The organism is Pseudomonas sp. HP_01, assembly GCF_055284355.1.
In genome coordinates, this window is record NZ_JBTOPV010000023.1 from 1 (window position 1) to 16,857 (window position 16,857).

General features: G+C 62.3%; 14 protein-coding genes. 2 read left to right on the forward strand and 12 right to left on the reverse strand.

Features of this window, described 5'->3' with window-relative positions; all coding sequences use genetic code 11:
* Nucleotides 1–117 precede the first annotated feature (117 nt).
* The 6 genes from ACYAR8_RS13680 to ACYAR8_RS13705 all read right to left on the reverse strand — a co-directional run bounded on the left by ACYAR8_RS13680 (nucleotide 118) and on the right by ACYAR8_RS13705 (nucleotide 5,628).
* Nucleotides 118–468: an L-rhamnose mutarotase gene (locus ACYAR8_RS13680; protein ID WP_463580294.1), complete on the reverse strand. Its 351-nt coding sequence runs from the start codon at nucleotides 466–468 to the stop codon at nucleotides 118–120.
* 8 nt (nucleotides 469–476) lie between these two features.
* Entirely contained in the window at nucleotides 477–1,253 is a 777-nt protein-coding gene (locus ACYAR8_RS13685; RefSeq protein ID WP_463580164.1) for an L-fucose dehydrogenase, read from the reverse strand.
* Nucleotides 1,250–2,143 carry an amidohydrolase family protein gene (locus ACYAR8_RS13690; RefSeq protein WP_463580165.1) on the reverse strand — a complete coding sequence of 298 codons (894 nt, stop codon included), beginning with the start codon at nucleotides 2,141–2,143 and terminating at the stop codon, nucleotides 1,250–1,252. The genes ACYAR8_RS13685 and ACYAR8_RS13690 overlap by 4 nt, the downstream gene beginning before the upstream one ends.
* Nucleotides 2,144–2,299: 156 nt before the next feature.
* A complete protein-coding gene (locus ACYAR8_RS13695; protein ID WP_463580166.1) occupies nucleotides 2,300–3,577 on the reverse strand; it encodes an L-fuconate dehydratase in 1,278 nt (425 codons plus the stop codon).
* A 298-nt stretch (nucleotides 3,578–3,875) separates the two neighbouring features.
* Nucleotides 3,876–4,721: a fumarylacetoacetate hydrolase family protein gene (locus tag ACYAR8_RS13700; RefSeq protein WP_463580167.1), complete on the reverse strand. Its 846-nt coding sequence runs from the start codon at nucleotides 4,719–4,721 to the stop codon at nucleotides 3,876–3,878.
* A gap of 166 nt (nucleotides 4,722–4,887) precedes the next feature.
* On the reverse strand, nucleotides 4,888–5,628 hold the full coding sequence (locus tag ACYAR8_RS13705) for an SDR family oxidoreductase (protein ID WP_463580168.1): 741 nt from the start codon (nucleotides 5,626–5,628) through the stop codon (nucleotides 4,888–4,890).
* A 247-nt stretch (nucleotides 5,629–5,875) separates the two neighbouring features.
* On the opposite strand from ACYAR8_RS13705, the gene ACYAR8_RS13710 reads away from it, so the two are divergent.
* A complete protein-coding gene (locus ACYAR8_RS13710; RefSeq protein ID WP_463580169.1) occupies nucleotides 5,876–6,637 on the forward strand; it encodes a FadR/GntR family transcriptional regulator in 762 nt (253 codons plus the stop codon).
* 471 nt (nucleotides 6,638–7,108) lie between these two features.
* Here the strand turns inward: ACYAR8_RS13710 and ACYAR8_RS13715 are convergent, their stop codons facing one another.
* The 4 genes from ACYAR8_RS13715 to ACYAR8_RS13730 form a co-directional block, all read right to left on the reverse strand.
* The gene (locus tag ACYAR8_RS13715; protein ID WP_463580170.1) at nucleotides 7,109–7,942 is read right to left on the reverse strand and encodes an oxidoreductase; all 834 of its coding nucleotides are present in this window, start codon (nucleotides 7,940–7,942) and stop codon (nucleotides 7,109–7,111) included.
* Between the two features lie 269 nt (nucleotides 7,943–8,211).
* The gene (locus tag ACYAR8_RS13720; RefSeq protein ID WP_463580295.1) at nucleotides 8,212–9,537 is read right to left on the reverse strand and encodes an MFS transporter; all 1,326 of its coding nucleotides are present in this window, start codon (nucleotides 9,535–9,537) and stop codon (nucleotides 8,212–8,214) included.
* Between the two features lie 354 nt (nucleotides 9,538–9,891).
* Nucleotides 9,892–10,176: a hypothetical protein gene (locus tag ACYAR8_RS13725; RefSeq protein ID WP_463580171.1), complete on the reverse strand. Its 285-nt coding sequence runs from the start codon at nucleotides 10,174–10,176 to the stop codon at nucleotides 9,892–9,894.
* A 508-nt stretch (nucleotides 10,177–10,684) separates the two neighbouring features.
* On the reverse strand, nucleotides 10,685–11,881 hold the full coding sequence (locus tag ACYAR8_RS13730) for an amino acid aminotransferase (protein ID WP_463580172.1): 1,197 nt from the start codon (nucleotides 11,879–11,881) through the stop codon (nucleotides 10,685–10,687).
* 333 nt (nucleotides 11,882–12,214) lie between these two features.
* On the opposite strand from ACYAR8_RS13730, the gene uvrB reads away from it, so the two are divergent.
* The gene (gene uvrB, locus ACYAR8_RS13735) at nucleotides 12,215–14,230 is read left to right on the forward strand and encodes an excinuclease ABC subunit UvrB (protein WP_074885065.1); all 2,016 of its coding nucleotides are present in this window, start codon (nucleotides 12,215–12,217) and stop codon (nucleotides 14,228–14,230) included.
* A gap of 18 nt (nucleotides 14,231–14,248) precedes the next feature.
* Here the strand turns inward: uvrB and ACYAR8_RS13740 are convergent, their stop codons facing one another.
* Nucleotides 14,249–15,799 carry an MDR family MFS transporter gene (locus ACYAR8_RS13740; RefSeq protein ID WP_463580173.1) on the reverse strand — a complete coding sequence of 517 codons (1,551 nt, stop codon included), beginning with the start codon at nucleotides 15,797–15,799 and terminating at the stop codon, nucleotides 14,249–14,251.
* A complete protein-coding gene (locus tag ACYAR8_RS13745) occupies nucleotides 15,789–16,844 on the reverse strand; it encodes an HlyD family secretion protein (protein WP_074885055.1) in 1,056 nt (351 codons plus the stop codon). Before ACYAR8_RS13745 ends, ACYAR8_RS13740 begins: the two co-directional genes overlap by 11 nt.
* Nucleotides 16,845–16,857: the final 13 nt, after the last annotated feature.

Below are 16,857 nucleotides of genomic sequence, written 5' to 3' on the forward strand. Positions count from 1 at the left end.
CCCCCCCCCGGCGCGCGGCGGCCCGGGGCCGCCCCCCTCCCCCCCCGCCCCGCCCCCCGCCCCCCCCCCCCCCCCCCCCCCCCCCCCCCCCCCCCCCGCTCCTACAATTGAGGCGCTTCAAGGCGGCTGATCCGCCAGGCTGAAAATCTGCGCCATGGGCTGCCATTTATTCCCCGGCTCGGTCCACGGCGTCGGCTTCTGAAACCGCCACATCAACGCCTCCCATTCCTGCACCTTGGGATGGGCCGCTGACGCCTGATCCATCGCGTCCGCGCTGAAGCCCGGCGCCGTGTCCATGACCATGAACAGCCGCGTGCCTAGCCGCCAGATCTGCATGTCCAGCACGCCCTGGCCGCGCAGGTGCCCGGCAATCTCCGGCCAGATGCGCCGATGCAACTGCTCATACTCGGCAATCAACGCCTCGTCATCGGCCAGGTCCAGGGCCAGACAGAACCGCTGCGCAGCCATGCCGGTACTCATGTCAGTGCCCGGTCAAGGTGGGTATAGCCGCCGTCGACCACCAGCCATTGCCCGGTGGTGTGGGACGCCCGCGGGGACAGCAGAAACAGCACGCTGTCGGCGATCTCCGTGGGCGTGGTCATGCGCTGGCCGAGGGGGATTTTTTCGACGATCTTCGCCAGCTTCGCGTCAGGGTTGTCGAAGCTGGCAATCCAGCGCTCGTACAGCGGCGTCATGACTTCGGCCGGAATCACCGCGTTCACCCTCACGCCATCGCTCAACAAAGACGCCGCCCATTCCCGGGTCAGCGAGAGTTGCGCACCTTTCGACGCGGTGTAGCCGCTGGTGCCGCCCTGACCGGTGAGGGCGGTCTTGGAGCCGATGTTGACGATGGCACCCTTGCTGGCCTTCAGCGCGTCGACGCACAAATGGGCCATGACGTAGTAGTGAATGAGGTTCTTCTCCAGCGACTCGATAAAGGCGCTGCGACCGGCCTCCAGTCCGACGTTGTCATTGACCCCGGCGTTGTTGACCAGCCCGTCGATGCGCCCGAAACGCTCCAGCACCTTGCTCACCGCCGCCGCACATTCGGCCTCGTCGCGCAGCTCGACCTGGACGAACAGGGTCTGCGGCTGGCGTCTGTCCAGCTCGGCGGCCAATTCGGCCGGCAGCGGCTGATTGGCGAAGATCACCGGGATCGCACCTTCTTCGGCCAGCCCCAGCGAGATGGCCGCGCCAATCCCCGAGCCGCCGCCGGTGACGATGATGATTTTGTCTTGCAGGTGCAGATTCATGGGCAGTTTCCTTGCAGGCCATAGAGGCGAATGGCGGCACCGCCGCGCAGCGCGTTTTGCTCATGGACGGAGAGCGTGCTGATGGCGGATTCAAACAGCTGGTGAACGTCGCTGTAGCTGCCGGCGAGCTGACAGACCGGCCAGTCGGAACCGAACATCAGTCTCTGCGGCCCGAACAATTCCAGCGCCAGATAGAAATACGGCAGCAGTTCCACCGGTCGCCAGCGTTGCCAGTCGGCTTCGGTAATCAACCCGGAGAGTTTGCAGGCGACGTGGGGCAGGGCGGCCAGCGGGGCGAGCCGATCGGCCCAGGCGATGGGATCTTCAAGGGACAGGTCGGGTTTGCCGAGGTGATCGAGGATCAAGTGATGCTGATCGTGCCGCCGGCAGAAGTCAGTGGCGGCGTGCAGGTCTTTGTCTTTTATCAGCACGTCGTACGTCAGCCCGTGGGCTTGTAACTGCACCATGCCTCGGGCGAACGCCGGGTCCTGCAAAAACAGCGAGGGCGCCGGTTCGTCCTGGACCAGGTGACGGAGGCCGACCAGTTTTTGCGCGCCTTTATGAGGGTCGCCCCAGCGTGCGAGTTGCACGTCGAGATCATCCGCGCGCAGATCCGCCCAGCCGACCACGCCGAAGATCCACGGATGCTCAGCCGCCTGGGTCAGGAGTGCATCCGTCTCATCGGCACTGTGCCGCGCCTGCACCGCAATGCAGCCGTCGATACCGTGCTGATCGAGCAGCGGTTTCAAATCCCCCGGCAGAAAATCCCGCTGCAACGCGGCATGGCGCTGGTCAATCCAAGGGTAATCCCTGGCTTCGTAAGTCCAGAAATGCTGGTGGGCATCCACCCGCAAGGGCGGTGCCGGAACGCTTGAGTGTCGGGACGACATTGTTGTTGTACTCCGTCCGTTTCATGCCTGGCGCAAGTTCCGCGCGGGCACGCATTTGCAGGAGCCGGCTTGCTGGCGAATACGATGGGCCAGGCGACCCGGCAGCGTCTGAACGCACACATTCGCCAGCAAGCCGGCTCCCACAGAGATTTATGCTCATTTCACGTACGCATACCGCTCCCGCGAAGCGGCCTTCATCTGAATCGAGAAACCCGGTGCGGCCGGCGGCAGATACGCCGCATCGCGAATCACACACGGGTCTTCAAAGTGCTCATGCAGGTGGTCGACGTACTCCACCACCCGACCTTCATGGGTGCCGGCGATGCACAGAAAGTCGATCATCGACAGGTGCTGCACGTACTCGCACAGGCCGACGCCGCCGGCATGGGGACAGACCGGCAGCTGGTATTTGGCAGCCATGAGCATCACCGCCAGCACCTCATTGACCCCGCCGAGGCGGCAGGCGTCGATCTGCACCACGTCGATGGCGCCGCGCATGATCAGTTGCTTGAAGACGATGCGGTTCTGGCACATCTCGCCGGTCGCCACCTTCACCGGGTGGACGCCAAGACGAATCGTGCGATGGCCCTCGACGTCGTCGGGGCTGGTCGGCTCTTCGATGAACCAGGGCTTGGCGAACGCCAGCTCGCGGACCCAGTCGATGGCCTCTTCGACCTCCCAGACCTGATTGGCGTCAATCATCAACTGACGATCCGGCCCCAGCACTTCCCGAGCGATGCGCACGCGGCGAATGTCGTCCTGCAGGTCGCGACCGACCTTGAGTTTGATGTGGGAAAAACCGCCATCGACCGCTTCCTGACACAGTCGGCGCAACTTGTCGTCCGGGTAGCCCAGCCAGCCCGCGGAGGTGGTGTAGCAGGGGTAACCGTCGGCGAGCAGCGTCCGCAGCCGTTGCGCCTTGCCCCCGGCGCGCTCGGTCAGCAGGACCAGGGCTTCGTCCGGCGTCAGGCAGTCGGTGATGTAGCGGAAATCGATGCAGCGCACCAGTTGCTCCGGGGTCATTTCCGCCACCAGTTGCCACACCGGTTTGCCCTCGGACTTGGCCCACAGGTCCCAGGTGGCATTGACCACGGCGCCGGTCGCCAGGTGAATCGCGCCCTTGTCCGGGCCGATCCAGCGTAACTGGCTGTCGCTGGTGACGTGGCGCCAGAACCGGCCCATGTCTTCGGCTATCCACTCCAGCTTCAAGCCGACCATCACGCCGGCCAGTGCATTGATCGCGGCACAACAGATCTCGTTGCCGCGCCCGATGGTGAACGTCAGGCCGTGGCCTTGCAGGGTAGGGTGATCGGTTTCAAGGATAACGTAGGCCGCCGAGTAATCGGGGTCCGGGTTCATCGCGTCGGAGCCGTCGAGCAATTGCGAGGTGGGGAAACGAATGTCTTCAACGCGCAAGGCGGTGATGGTGGTCATGGCGGGTCCCTTTGGCATTGTTATGGGCAGCGCGGTTTGCTTTGGCATTCGGGAAAAATCTGTCTACTTGGCACCCCATGGATCTCCGGGCGATGGAGATCCTTTTAGGAGTGACCGGGGTGGCGCTCCACCTTGCTCGCGAACGCTGTGGATAAGGCAACACGGATGCGCCAGACCCATAGCTTTCGCGACCGTCGTAACCTCCGATTGCTCCTACAGTGGATTTGCGTGTGCCCCGAATTTTGACCCGATGACCTGTAGGAGCAAGGTGGAGCGCCACACCGGTCACTCCTATAGGTCATGCGTCGACAGTAAGCTGCTGCTGTTCACCCAACCCTTCAATCCCCAGACGCATGGTCTGGCCGGCGCGCAGGAACACTGGCTCCGGCTTGATGCCCAGGCCCACGCCCGGCGGCGTGCCGGTGGAAATCACGTCGCCCGGTTGCAGGCTCATGAACTGGCTCAGGTAGCTGACCAGTTTGGGGATCTGAAAAATCATCGTTCGCGTGTTGCCGTTCTGGTAGCGCTTGCCGTCGACTTCCAGCCACAGGTTGAGCTGGTGCGGGTCGGCGATTTCATCGCGGGTCACCAGCCACGGACCGATCGGCCCGAAGGTGTCGCAACCCTTGCCCTTGTCCCAGGTGCCGCCGCGTTCGAGCTGGAATTCACGCTCGGAGACGTCATTGATCACGCAATAACCCGCCACATGTTCCAGCGCATCGGCCTCGTCGATGTAACGACCGCCCTTGCCGATGACCACGCCCAGCTCGACTTCCCAGTCGGTCTTCTTCGAATTGCGCGGGATTTCCACATTGTCGTTGGGGCCGACGATGGCGCTGGTCCACTTGTTGAAAATGATCGGCTCTTTCGGAATGTCGGCGCCGGTTTCAGCGGCGTGGTCGGCGTAGTTGAGGCCGATGCAGATGAACTTGCCGATCTGGCCGACGCAGGGGCCGATACGCGGACTGCCTTCCACCAGCGGCAGGCTGTTGACGTCCTGGGACTGCAAGTGCGCGATGCTTTCCGGGCTCAGCGCAGTGCCCGACAGGTCACCGATGAGATCGGTGAGATCGCGAATGCGGCCGGTGCTGTCCAGCAGGCCAGGGCGTTCTTGACCGGGTTCGCCGTAACGCAGCAATTTCATGGGGTGTCCTCTAAAGGTGATTGATCAGATTCGTTGATGTTGTAGGAGTGAGCTTGCTCGCGATCCGACGCGACGCGCGCTCATCGGTCGACCGACACCTCGTTATCGTCCGGATGCAAAACGGACCCGGCTCACTCCTGCCGTTAAGTGTGATCAGCAGCCATGCTCAGTTGCTCCAGCCGCCGTCGATGATTTGCGCAGTGCCGGTGGTAAAACCGCTGGCGGACGAACCGAGGTACAGCGCCAATTGGGCAATTTCCTCGGGCGTGCCCAGGCGTCCCATGGGCTGGCGCGATTCGAACGCCGCGTACACCTCGGCCTCCTCACGGCCCTCGCGCGCCGCCTGATCGGCCACGCGCTGACGCAGGGAAGGGGATTCCACGGTGCCGGGGCATATGCAGTTGCAGCGGATGTTCTGCCCGACAAAGTCGGCGGCGACCGAGCGGGTGATGCCGATGACGGCGGCCTTGCTCGCGCAGTAGGCGAAGCGGTTGGGCACGCCCTTGATGGCCGAGGCGACCGACGACATGTTGATGATCGAGCCGCCGCCGTTGGCCAGCATCGCCGGCAGAAACGCGCGGATCATCTTGTACATCGCAGTGACGTTGAGGTCGAAGGCGAAGCGCCAGTCGTCTTCGGAGCATTCGAGGATATTGCCGCTGTGCACCACGCCAGCGCAGTTGAACAGCACGTCCAGCGCGCCTACTTCGGCGGCCAGCCGTTCGATGGCGGCGTGATCGGTGACGTCGAGCACACGTTTGTGCACGCCCTGAATGTGGTCCAGCGCTGCACCGTTGATGTCGACGGCGAAGACTTCCGCGCCGGCTTTGAGATACGCCTCGACGCTGGCTTGACCGATGCCCTGGGCGGCGGCTGTGATGAGCACTCGCTTACCGGTGAGGTCCATGTTGATCCCTTGTTTTTATTGTTGAGACGACCTGTCTGCGTACGGGGCTTTCGAGGTCTGTTGATCGAACCAGTGCAGCGCATCGAGTTGGATCTGAAACACGCCGAACCTCGTTGGGTTTTGCTATGCTCCGCTCACTGCAGCGCTCCAATGGTCAGGCCATTGGTCCTGTTTTTAGCACTTGTCTTTGACCGCAACAAGGCCATTTGTCGATCCACTGCGCTGAAAATTTCCGAGCCGATGCCCGATGCCAATCCAAGTAATTGATAACCAGAGACTTTATCGCCAGATCGCCGATCAGCTGCGCGCGCTGATCGACAGCGGTGAATTTCCGCCGGGCAGCCGCCTGCCGGCCGAACGTGAACTGGCCAAGATGCTGGGGGTGAGCCGGGCGTCAGTGCGCGAGGCGATGATCGCGCTGGAGGTGATCGGGCTGGTGGATGTGCGCGTCGGTAATGGCGTGCTGGTCTGCGAACCGCCGGGGCAGAAGTTGTCCGATGAACCGGTGATGACCCAGGTCACCCGGGATCAGTGGAAGGACGTCGACCCGGAGCTGGGCATAGAGGTGGATTTCAGCGCGGAGATCCCGCCGTTTGCCCTGCTTCAGGCGCGCCGGCTGATCGAACCGGAAGCGGTGGCGCTTGCCGCGCGAAACGCCAGCGATGAAGAACTCGACGCGATCCGCGAGGCCTTCGAACGCAACGCCCGGGACAACCGCGAGCATTCCCACACCCACCCCGGCGATCGCCTGTTCCACATCCGCATCGCCCAGGCCTCGGGCAATCCGGCCTATGCGCTGATGATCAAGCACCTGCTCGGGCATCAGTACGGCAGCATGTTCCAGCGCTTGCAGGCGCACTACACCTCCGACGACATGCCGTTCCGCTCCGAACACGAACACCGCCTGATCCTCGACGCCCTGCAAAACCGTGATGCAGAAGCCGCGAGGCAGGCGATGGCGGAGCATCTGGATGAAGTCATCCGGATATTCAGCCGTGGCGGGGTTTAGCTTTCTTGAAGCTACGCCACCATCCCCGGTTGATGGCTCCCGCATGGGTGGCGTTTGCCAAAAATTGATGGTGCTCTTGCTGGCCTCTTCCCGGCTAAAGCCGGTCCTACAGTGGGTACGCAGTAGGTCTGTAGGACCGGCTTCAGCCGGGAAGCTTCGGCGTTGATCTTGATCTTGATCTTGATCTTGATCTTCCACCGCGATTGTTCAAACACCACAAATCGCGACTTTGGTGCAGGCTGAACGGAGGTCTCGCGCAGTGGGCCGAGCCGCATGGATGCGGCGAGAGCGCCGTCAGGGCATGGATGCCCGTTCGGCGCGGGCCCACGGAGCGAGACCGGAGTGAAGGAACCCTGACGAAGGAAGGGCCAAACCACGAGCAGGCACTTTTGCTTACTTTTGGTGCTTTTCAAAAGTAAGTCGCCGAAGGCGAAACCCGAGGCCGTTAGGCCGACGCCCTTTCATCGAACCTCACCCATCCGTCGACCGCGACACCTCTTCCCATTCCGCAAACTCGGCTTCCAGCTGCGCGAGCTTTTCCCGCACCAGCTTCAGCGCATCGCTGCCCAGCAACAGATGCGCCGGTGGGTTGGGGCTGTCGATCAGTTTGAGCATCGCGTCGGCAGCCTTGACCGGATCCCCCGGCTGCTTCCCACTGCGCTCTTCACGGGCCTTGCGGATCGGGTCAAAGCTGGCGTCGTAGTCGGTAATCTGCCGCGCCGTACGCTGCATCGAGCGGCCGGCCCAGTCCGTGCGAAACGAACCCGGCGCCACCGCCGTGACAAACACATTGAAAGGCTTCAGCTCTTTGCTCAGGGATTCGGAAATGCCTTCCAGGGCGAACTTGCTGCCGTGGTAGTAGGAAATCCCCGGCATCGTAATGAAGCCGCCCATGGAGGTGACGTTGAGGATGTGCCCGCTGCGGCGCTGGCGGAACAGCGGCACGAAGGCCTTGATGATCGCCACCGCGCCAAACACGTTGACGTCGAACTGCCGACGCAAATCCTCCAGCGGCGACTCTTCCAAAATGCCTTCGTGACCATAGCCGGCGTTGTTGACCAGCACGTCGATGGGCCCGAACGCGGTGTCGGCCTCGGCCACCACGCGGTCGATGGCGTCGAAGTCGGTGACGTCCAACAGCACGCCGTGGGCGCGACCGGGTGCCTGGGCTTGAAATGCATGCACGGCGTCTTCATTGCGCAGGGTGCCGATCACCGTATGACCCGCCGCCAGCGCCTGTTGCGCCAGCGCTTGACCGAAGCCGCTGCTGACACCGGTGATGAACAGGGTTTTTGATGTGCTCATTGTGGGTTTCCTCTCGGGGCCGAAGCCGTTGATCGATGGTCGATGCTTGAAGTCCCCCATGGTAGGAACCCTGCGCGCCAAACCGATCACCCAGTCCTACGCGATGATTGCCTGATCCTGCGCTGGCCGGGCGCTGCCCCGGCGCAACTGCCGGTCATCCTGTAGGAGTGAGCTTGCTCGCGATCAGGGCGTGCCAGTTACAGGTGAATCAACTGACACACCGCGATCGCGAGCAAGCTCTCTCCTACAAGGTGCAGAAGGCCTGCACTTCACACCCGCGGGTTGGCGGTGTTTTTGGTCACCAGACGCAAACCGCTTGCGACACTCCCCACTGCGGCAAAGCCCGCGCCGATGCTCAAGGCCAGCACGGGGCCGTGGGTGCTGGAAATGCCGAAACTCAAGGCCACCAGCGCCGCGCCCGTGGCCTGGCCGATCAGGCGTGCCGTTGCAATCGTGCCGCTGGCGCCGCTGGAGCGTTCCTTCGGCGCGCTGGTCATCAACGCTTTCTGGTTCGGCGCCTGGAAGAAACCGAAGCCGATGCCGCACAGCATCATCCGCGCGATGATGGAGATTACGCTGGCGTCTGCCGGCATCGTCGCCAGGGAAATCATTCCCAGGCAGAGCATGGCCAGGCCAATCCCGCCCAGCAGCCCAGGGGCGTAACGGTCAGACAGGCGCCCGGCGAACGGCGCGATCATCGCCACCACTACCGACCACGGCGTCATCAGAAACCCGGTCTGGATCGGGTCGCGGCCCAGGGTGCTTTCAAAAAAGAACGGCAGCGAGACGAACGCCAGTCCTTGGGTGGCGAACGAACAGAACGCCGTCAGTGCCGACAGCGCAAACAGCGGCCGCTTGAGCAAATCCAGGGGAAACATCGGCGCAGGGTGCCCGGCCTCGCGCTTGAGCATCAATGCGCCGCCCACCAGAAAAATCGCCAGAGCGATCAGCACGCTGGCCATGGAACCCAGTTGCGCCGCCTGACTCAGGGCAAAGATCAGCGCGCCGAAGGTGATGACGTTGAGCACGGCGGTGAAGCGGTCGAACGTCAGGGTGCCGAGACGGGTGGCGGGCAGCGAATTCCAGGCAAACACCAAGGCGAACATCCCAATGGGCAGGTTGATCGCGAACAGCCACGGCCAGCTCGCTACCGACAACACTAGCGAGGCCACGGTCGGGCCGATGGAAAACGAGGTGCCCACCACCAGCGCATTCATGCCTAGCCCGCGGCCCAGCCGTTCGTGGGGAAATATCGAGCCGATCAGCGCGGCGTTGACACTCATGATCGCGCTGGCACCGATGCCCTGCAGGACGCGGGCGATGGTCAGCGTCGGCAATGACCAGGACAGCGCACACAGTGCTGAAGACACCACGAACAGAATCAGCCCGCCCAGATACACTTTGCGATGGCCAAGCACGCCGCCCAGCGCCGCAAACGGCAACAGCGTGGCGACGGCGGCGAGCTGGTAGGCGTTGATGATCCACACCGACGCGGCAGGTGAGGCGTGCAAATCAGCCGCGATGGCGGGGAGGGCAGTGTTGGCGATGGCGGTGTCGAGGGTGGCCAAGGCGATGGACATCAGAATCGCCGCCATGCCGCGAAACTCGCGGGGCGTGAGCTTATTACCGACGCGCGGGGCATCCTGAGTGGCGGGCTGGACCATTATCGACAACGCTCCGGGGATGAACTTCAGGCAGGTCTGCGGGCGCAGACGAAGGCGTGATGGTGCCGTTTTGTTAGGGTGCTACGCAATGAAAGATCCGCGAGAGTGAGCGGATGGCGACGGCACAAGGTTGCGGATGTGCGGGAATGGCTGCGCTCCACCTGACAAGGAGCCGGCTTGCTGGCGAACGCGTCAGTTCAGTTATGAAACGGTCGGCTGACACTCGGCATTCGCCAGCAAGCCGGCTCCTACGGGTGGGATCAGGCAAGCATTCAGAGAATCACCTCAACCCCCCGCTGTATCGATGTCTTTATCCAGCTCGCCGGTCTGCCGTTCCTCTTTGGTGGTGTCCGGAGACTCATGCTCTTCAGGCTCGAAATCAGGTGTGAAACTGTTCTCGCCCGTCAGGTTGCCATTGTTCTCCTGACTCTGCGCGCCGTCCTCGGACTGGCTCTGCGACCCGCCCTGGTTCCTCAACGCATCGTTCTGCGCCAGGCTACTGTCCGGAGTCTCTGAATTGATCGCCGGATCGTTGCGGTTGACGGTTTGATCATTGTTCTGAGTAGCCATATGCACCTCTTCTGTCATATCCCGTTCACAGGACTTACAGATATCGAGGGCAACTAAGGGCAAGGGTTCGATCAAAGTGCTGATCGGCAATTTCGTAGCGTGCCCACCGACGCCTTCCCGGCTAAAGCCGGTCCCACTAAACACCGCGTACCCTGTGGGACCGGCTTCAGCCGGGAAGCTGTCGATCTGCTTCTGATCTGCTTCTGATCTGCTTCTGATCTTCGTACACAGAAAGTCCAGACACCGCCAATCGGGACTTGGGTGCAGGCTGAACGCAGGTTTCGCGGAGTGGGCCGAGCGGCATGGATGCCGCGAGAGCCGCCCCCCGCCATGGATGGCGGATGGCGGCGGGCCCACGGAGCGAGACCGGAGTGAAGGAACCCGACGAAGTCGGGCCCAACCGAGAGCAGGCACTTTTGCTTACTTTTGGTGCTTTTCAAAAGTAAGTCGCCGAAGGCGAAACGGTCTGCCCTTAGGCAGACGCTCTTGATCTTAAATGTTCAGCGGTTTAGATAACCGCCAGGATCGCCGCTGTAACCGCCCCGATATTCCCCTGATTCAACGCCGCCACACAAATCCGCCCGGTATCCAACGCATAAATCCCGAACTCATTGCGCAGACGATGAACCTGCGCCGTCGTCAGACCCGAATACGAAAACATCCCCCGCTGCCGCGCAACAAAACTGAAATCCTGCCCCGCCGCATTATTCGCCAGACGCTGCGTCATCTCCTCACGCATCCCGCGAATCCGCAGGCGCATCTCGCCCAGCTCCGCCTCCCACTTCGCACGCAACTCAGGGCTGTTCAACACCGTCGCCACAATCGAGGCACCATGGGTCGGCGGGTTCGAATAGTTCGTGCGGATCACACGCTTCACCTGCGACAACACCCGCGCCGTCTCTTCTTTCGAATCGGTCACGATCGACAACGCACCGACCCGCTCGCCATACAGCGAAAACGACTTCGAAAACGAACTGGAAGCAAAAAACGTCATGCCGCTCTGCGCGAACAAACGTACCGCCGCAGCGTCCTCGTCGATGCCGTCACCGAAGCCCTGATAGGCCATGTCCAGAAACGGCACATGCCCCTTGGCTTTGAGTACCTCTAGGACCTTCTTCCAGTCTTCCAGGGTCAGGTCAACGCCGGTCGGGTTGTGGCAGCAGGCGTGCAGCACGACGATCGAGCCGGACGGCAGATTCTGCAAATCTTCCAGCATCCCCGTGCGATTCACGTCATGGGTGGCGGCGTCGTAATAACGGTAGTTCTGCACCGAGAAACCGGCAGTTTCGAACAGCGCGCGGTGGTTTTCCCAGCTCGGGTCGCTGATCGCCACGACGGCGTCAGGGGAGAGCTGCTTGAGGAAGTCAGCGCCGATTTTCAAAGCGCCAGTGCCGCCAACCGCCTGGACCGTCATCACCCGGCCCGAGGCCAGCAGCGGCGACTCGGCGCCAAACAGCAGGGTTTGCACAGCTTTGTCATAGGCAGCGATGCCATCGATCGGCAGATAGCCGCGGGGCAGGTGTTGAGCCACCCGGTTTTCTTCCGCTTCGACAACGGCGCGCAGCAGCGGAATTTTCCCTTCTTCGTTGCTGTAGACGCCTACACCCAGGTTGACCTTGGTCGTACGGGTATCGGCGTTGAATGCTTCGTTGAGGCCCAGGATAGGATCGCGTGGTGCCATTTCGACAGCGGAGAACAGGCTCATTGTGCGGGGGCTCTGAGTGGGGAGTGAATGGGTCGCGTCGCTCCAGCCGATTGCACTAGAGCGGTGCACAAACGGGGAGCAAGTATAAAGGCCTGCGCCAGTGCGGGCGACAGTCCCGGGCAGGTTTTTCCGGATATTTCGCGAAATTTTTCGACCGTTAGTCCCGCGCCGCGGACTAATCTTCGCAGGGTGGCTTGAAAGGTGGAGCCGTCGACTCCACTTGTAGTCCCATCACTTCTTTTATGTACGTCTTTTCCCTGGCGGGATCAGCCGTTCGTGCTCAATTGCGTTGCTGCCGGATGTATCTGGCAGTGGCCCCTCCAGAGGTACGTTATGTCCGAGTTTCAGCTCGTTACCCGTTTTGAGCCGGCCGGCGATCAACCGGAGGCGATTCGTCAGTTGGTTGAAGGCATCGACGCCGGCCTGTCGCACCAGACCCTCCTCGGTGTAACCGGTTCGGGCAAAACCTTCAGCATCGCCAACGTCATTCAGCAAGTGCAGCGCCCGACCCTGGTGCTGGCGCCGAACAAAACCCTGGCTGCCCAGCTGTACGGCGAGTTCAAGGCGTTTTTCCCGAACAACTCGGTCGAATACTTCGTTTCCTACTACGACTACTATCAGCCGGAAGCCTACGTACCGTCGTCGGACACCTTCATCGAGAAGGATGCGTCGATCAACGACCACATCGAGCAGATGCGCCTGTCCGCGACCAAAGCGCTGCTGGAGCGCAAAGACTCGATCATCGTCACCACGGTGTCGTGCATTTACGGTCTGGGTAGTCCGGAAACCTACCTGCGCATGGTTCTCCATGTGGATCGCGGCGACAAGCTTGATCAGCGCGCCTTGCTGCGCCGTCTGGCCGACCTGCAGTACACCCGCAACGACATGGATTTCGCCCGGGCGACCTTTCGGGTGCGCGGCGACGTCATCGACGTTTTTCCGGCTGAATCTGATCTGGAAGCCATCCGCATCGAGCTGTTCGATGACGAAGTCGAAAGCCTTTCGGCGTTCGACCCGCTGACCGGCGAGGTCATTCGCAAACTGCCGCGCTTCACCTTCTACCCGAAGAGCCACTACGTGACCCCGCGGGAAACCCTGCTGGACGCGATGGAAGGCATCAAGGTCGAGCTACAGGAGCGTCTGGAATACCTGCGCGGCGCCAACAAGCTGGTGGAGGCGCAACGTCTGGAGCAGCGCACCCGTTTCGACCTGGAGATGATCCTCGAACTGGGTTACTGCAACGGCATCGAAAACTACTCGCGCTACCTGTCCGGCCGTCCTTCCGGCGCGCCGCCGCCGACGCTGTACGACTACCTGCCGGCTGACGCGCTGCTGGTGATCGACGAATCCCACGTCAGCGTGCCCCAGGTCGGCGCCATGTATAAGGGCGACCGTTCGCGTAAAGAGACGCTGGTGGAATATGGTTTCCGCCTTCCGTCCGCGCTGGACAACCGGCCGATGCGTTTCGATGAGTGGGAGAATGTCAGCCCGCAGACTATTTTCGTGTCAGCGACGCCGGGTAACTACGAGGCCGAGCACGCGGGCCGCATCGTCGAGCAGGTGGTGCGACCGACCGGTCTGGTGGACCCGCAGATCGAAATCCGTCCGGCGCTGACCCAGGTCGACGACTTGCTCTCGGAAATCCACAAGCGCGTGGCGATCGAGGAGCGTGTGCTGGTGACCACGCTGACCAAGCGCATGTCCGAAGATCTCACCGATTATCTGGCCGACCACGGCGTGCGCGTGCGTTACCTGCACTCGGACATCGACACCGTCGAGCGCGTCGAGATCATCCGCGACCTGCGCCTGGGCACCTTCGACGTGCTGGTGGGGATCAACCTGCTGCGCGAGGGCCTCGACATGCCGGAAGTGTCGCTGGTGGCGATTCTCGATGCCGACAAGGAAGGCTTCCTGCGTTCCGAGCGCTCGCTGATCCAGACCATCGGCCGCGCCGCGCGTAACCTCAACGGCCGTGCGATCCTGTACGCCGACCGCATCACCGGCTCCATGGAGCGGGCGATTGGCGAAACCGATCGTCGTCGCGAGAAGCAGATTGCCTTCAACCTGGCCAACGGGATTACGCCGAAAAGCGTGATCAAGGACGTCGCCGACATCATGGAAGGCGCCACCGTGCCGGGCTCGCGCAGCAAGAAGCGCAAAGGCATGGCCAAAGCCGCCGAGGAAAACGCCAAGTACGAAGCCGAACTGCGCTCGCCGAGCGAAATCACCAAACGCATTCGTCAGCTGGAAGAGAAGATGTACCAACTGGCCCGCGACCTGGAATTCGAAGCCGCAGCACAGATGCGGGACGAGATCGGCAAACTTCGAGAGCGCTTGCTGGCAGTTTGATTCAAGGGGCGGCGCGTGTCAGTGCGCCGCGCCACTCTTGACCCCCGACGGCAACTTCCGCGTCAGCAACACCGCCACCATGCTCACCCCCAGGGCAATCCCGACAAAATGAAACGCGTCGTTGTAGGCCATGATCGCTGCCTGTTGATGGGCGATCTCGCTGAGCTTGCCCAGGGCCGCCGTTTCGCTGCCCAGCCGGTCGGTGAGCATTGCCATGCGTTCGGCGACTTGCGGGTTGGCGGGGGAGATCGATTCGCGCAAATAGTCGAAGTAGGTCTTGGTTCGCGCATCCAGCAACGTTGCCAGCAGCGCAATGCCGATGGCGCCGCCCAGATTGCGTAGAATGTTGAACAGGCTCGACGCCGACCCCGCGTCCTGGGGCTGAATGAACGCCGTGGCGATCAGGGAAATAGTCACCATGATCAGCGGCTGACCCAGCGCCCGCACCAGTTGAATCTGATTGAACTGCGGCCCGGCGAAATCCGGATTGAGCACGCCGGACGAAAAGCTCGCCAGCCCGAACAAGCCAAATCCCAGCGTACACAGCAGCTTCGGCGAGATAATCTTCATCAGCTGCGGCACCAGCGGAATCAGAAACAGCTGGGGCACGCCCATCCACATGATCACCTCGCCGATCTGCTGGGCGTTGTAGCCCTGAATCTGCGCCAGATACAGCGGCAGCAGATAGATCGAGCCATACAAGCCGACGCCCATGCCCACGCTGGAAATACTCGACAGACCGAAATTGCGGTTGCCGAGAATGCCCAGGTTGATCAGCGGTTTCGCCTTGGAAAACTGAATGATCACAAAGCTGATCAGGCTCACCAGCGCAATGCTGCCCAGGCCGACGATCAGGTTCGATTCCAGCCAATCCTTGCGATGCCCCTCTTCAAGAAACACCTGCAGGCAGCCCAGTCCGACGCCCAGGGTGAGGATGCCGGCGTAGTCGGTGCTCTTGAGCAATTCCCAGTGGGTTGCCTTTTTCTCCAGGCCGTACAGCAGGCCGCCAATCATCACCAGCCCCGGCGGGATGTTGATGTAGAAGATGTATTCCCAGCCAAAATTCTCCGTCAGCCAGCCGCCCAGGGTCGGGCCGATGGAGGGGGCGAAGGTGGCGGTCATGGCAAACAGCGCCATGCCCTTGGCCCGGTGATGCTCCGGCAGTTTGATCAAGGTCAGGGTGAACGCCAGGGGGATCAGCGCGCCGCCAGTGAAACCCTGCATGGCGCGAAAGACGATCATGCTCTCCAGGCTCCAGGCCATCGAGCAGAGCAGGGACGACAGCAGAAACCCCACCGACACCCACACCGCCAGGCGCCGCGCCGAGAGCAGCTGCACCAGCCAGGCCGTCAGCGGGATCATGATGATTTCCGCCACCAGGTACGACGTGGAAATCCATGAACCTTCTTCCAGGGTCGCCGACAGCGCGCCCTGAATGTCCTTGAGCGACGAGTTGGTGATCTGGATATCGAGGACCGCCATGAACGCGCCGAGCATCACACTCATCACGGCAATCCAGTCGCGCCGGGTCGGTTCGCCGACCGGGCGGATCAGCTCGTCACTGGCCATGTCGGGCGTCGTTCGGCGGCCGGATATCGACTGAAACGGTCACCGACATGCCCGGGCGGATCTTGCCGTGCAGCGGGTTGTCCGGCGCGAACGTCAGCTTGACCGGTATGCGCTGCACGACTTTGGTGAAGTTGCCCGTGGCGTTGTCCGGCGGCAGCAGGCTGAACTGGGCACCAGAGGCGGCAAACAGACTGTCGACGCGGCCGTCGATGGGCGTGCCGGGAAAACTGTCGAACGTCAGCTGGGCGACCTGACCGATCTCCATGTGCTCGATCTGGGTTTCCTTGAAATTGGCCTGCACCCAGATGTCCTCGTCCGGCACGATCGACAACAGGTACGCGCCGGCCTGAACGAACTGGCCATTGCGCGCCGCCCGCTGGCCAACCAGCCCGCTGAGGGGCGAGTGGATTTCGGTGCGCTGCACATTGATCTGCGCCTGGGCCAGGTCGGCGCGAGCGGTGGCGATCTGCGCGTCGAGGCGCTTGATCTCGGCGTTCAGCGCGTTGACCTGCTGGCGCTGACTCTGGGCGTCGGCCTGGGCCTTGGTGACCTGGGAGCGGGCGACGTTGCTGTCGGCGGTCATGGTCGTGACCTGGGCTTCCGAAACGAAGCCCGGCGTGCGCAGTTTTTGCAGCCGCGCCAGGTCCAGTTGCGTGCGCCCGAGGGTCGCCTGATTCGCTTGCACCTGCGCGTCGCTGGCGGCGATCAGGCTCGACTGCTGGGTCAGACGGCTCTGGGCCTGCAGGCGCTCGGCCTCGCGGGTTGCCAGTGTCGCCTGAGCCCGGTCGATGGCCAGGCGGAAATCATCCGGCTCAAGCCGCACCAGCAACTGGCCTTTTTCCACGTGCTGGTTGTCCTGCACCAACACCTCGTTGATCCGCGCGCCGAGCTGGCTGGACACCCGGGTGATTTCACCCTGCACGTAGGCGTTGTCGGTGGACTCGTGAAAGCGTCCCTTCAGGTACCACTGGGCGAAGAAGGCGAGGGCGATCAGCAGGACCACCACGAAGAAAATGAACAGGCGGCGCTTGAGTTGGGCGGGCATGGGCGTTCTGAAT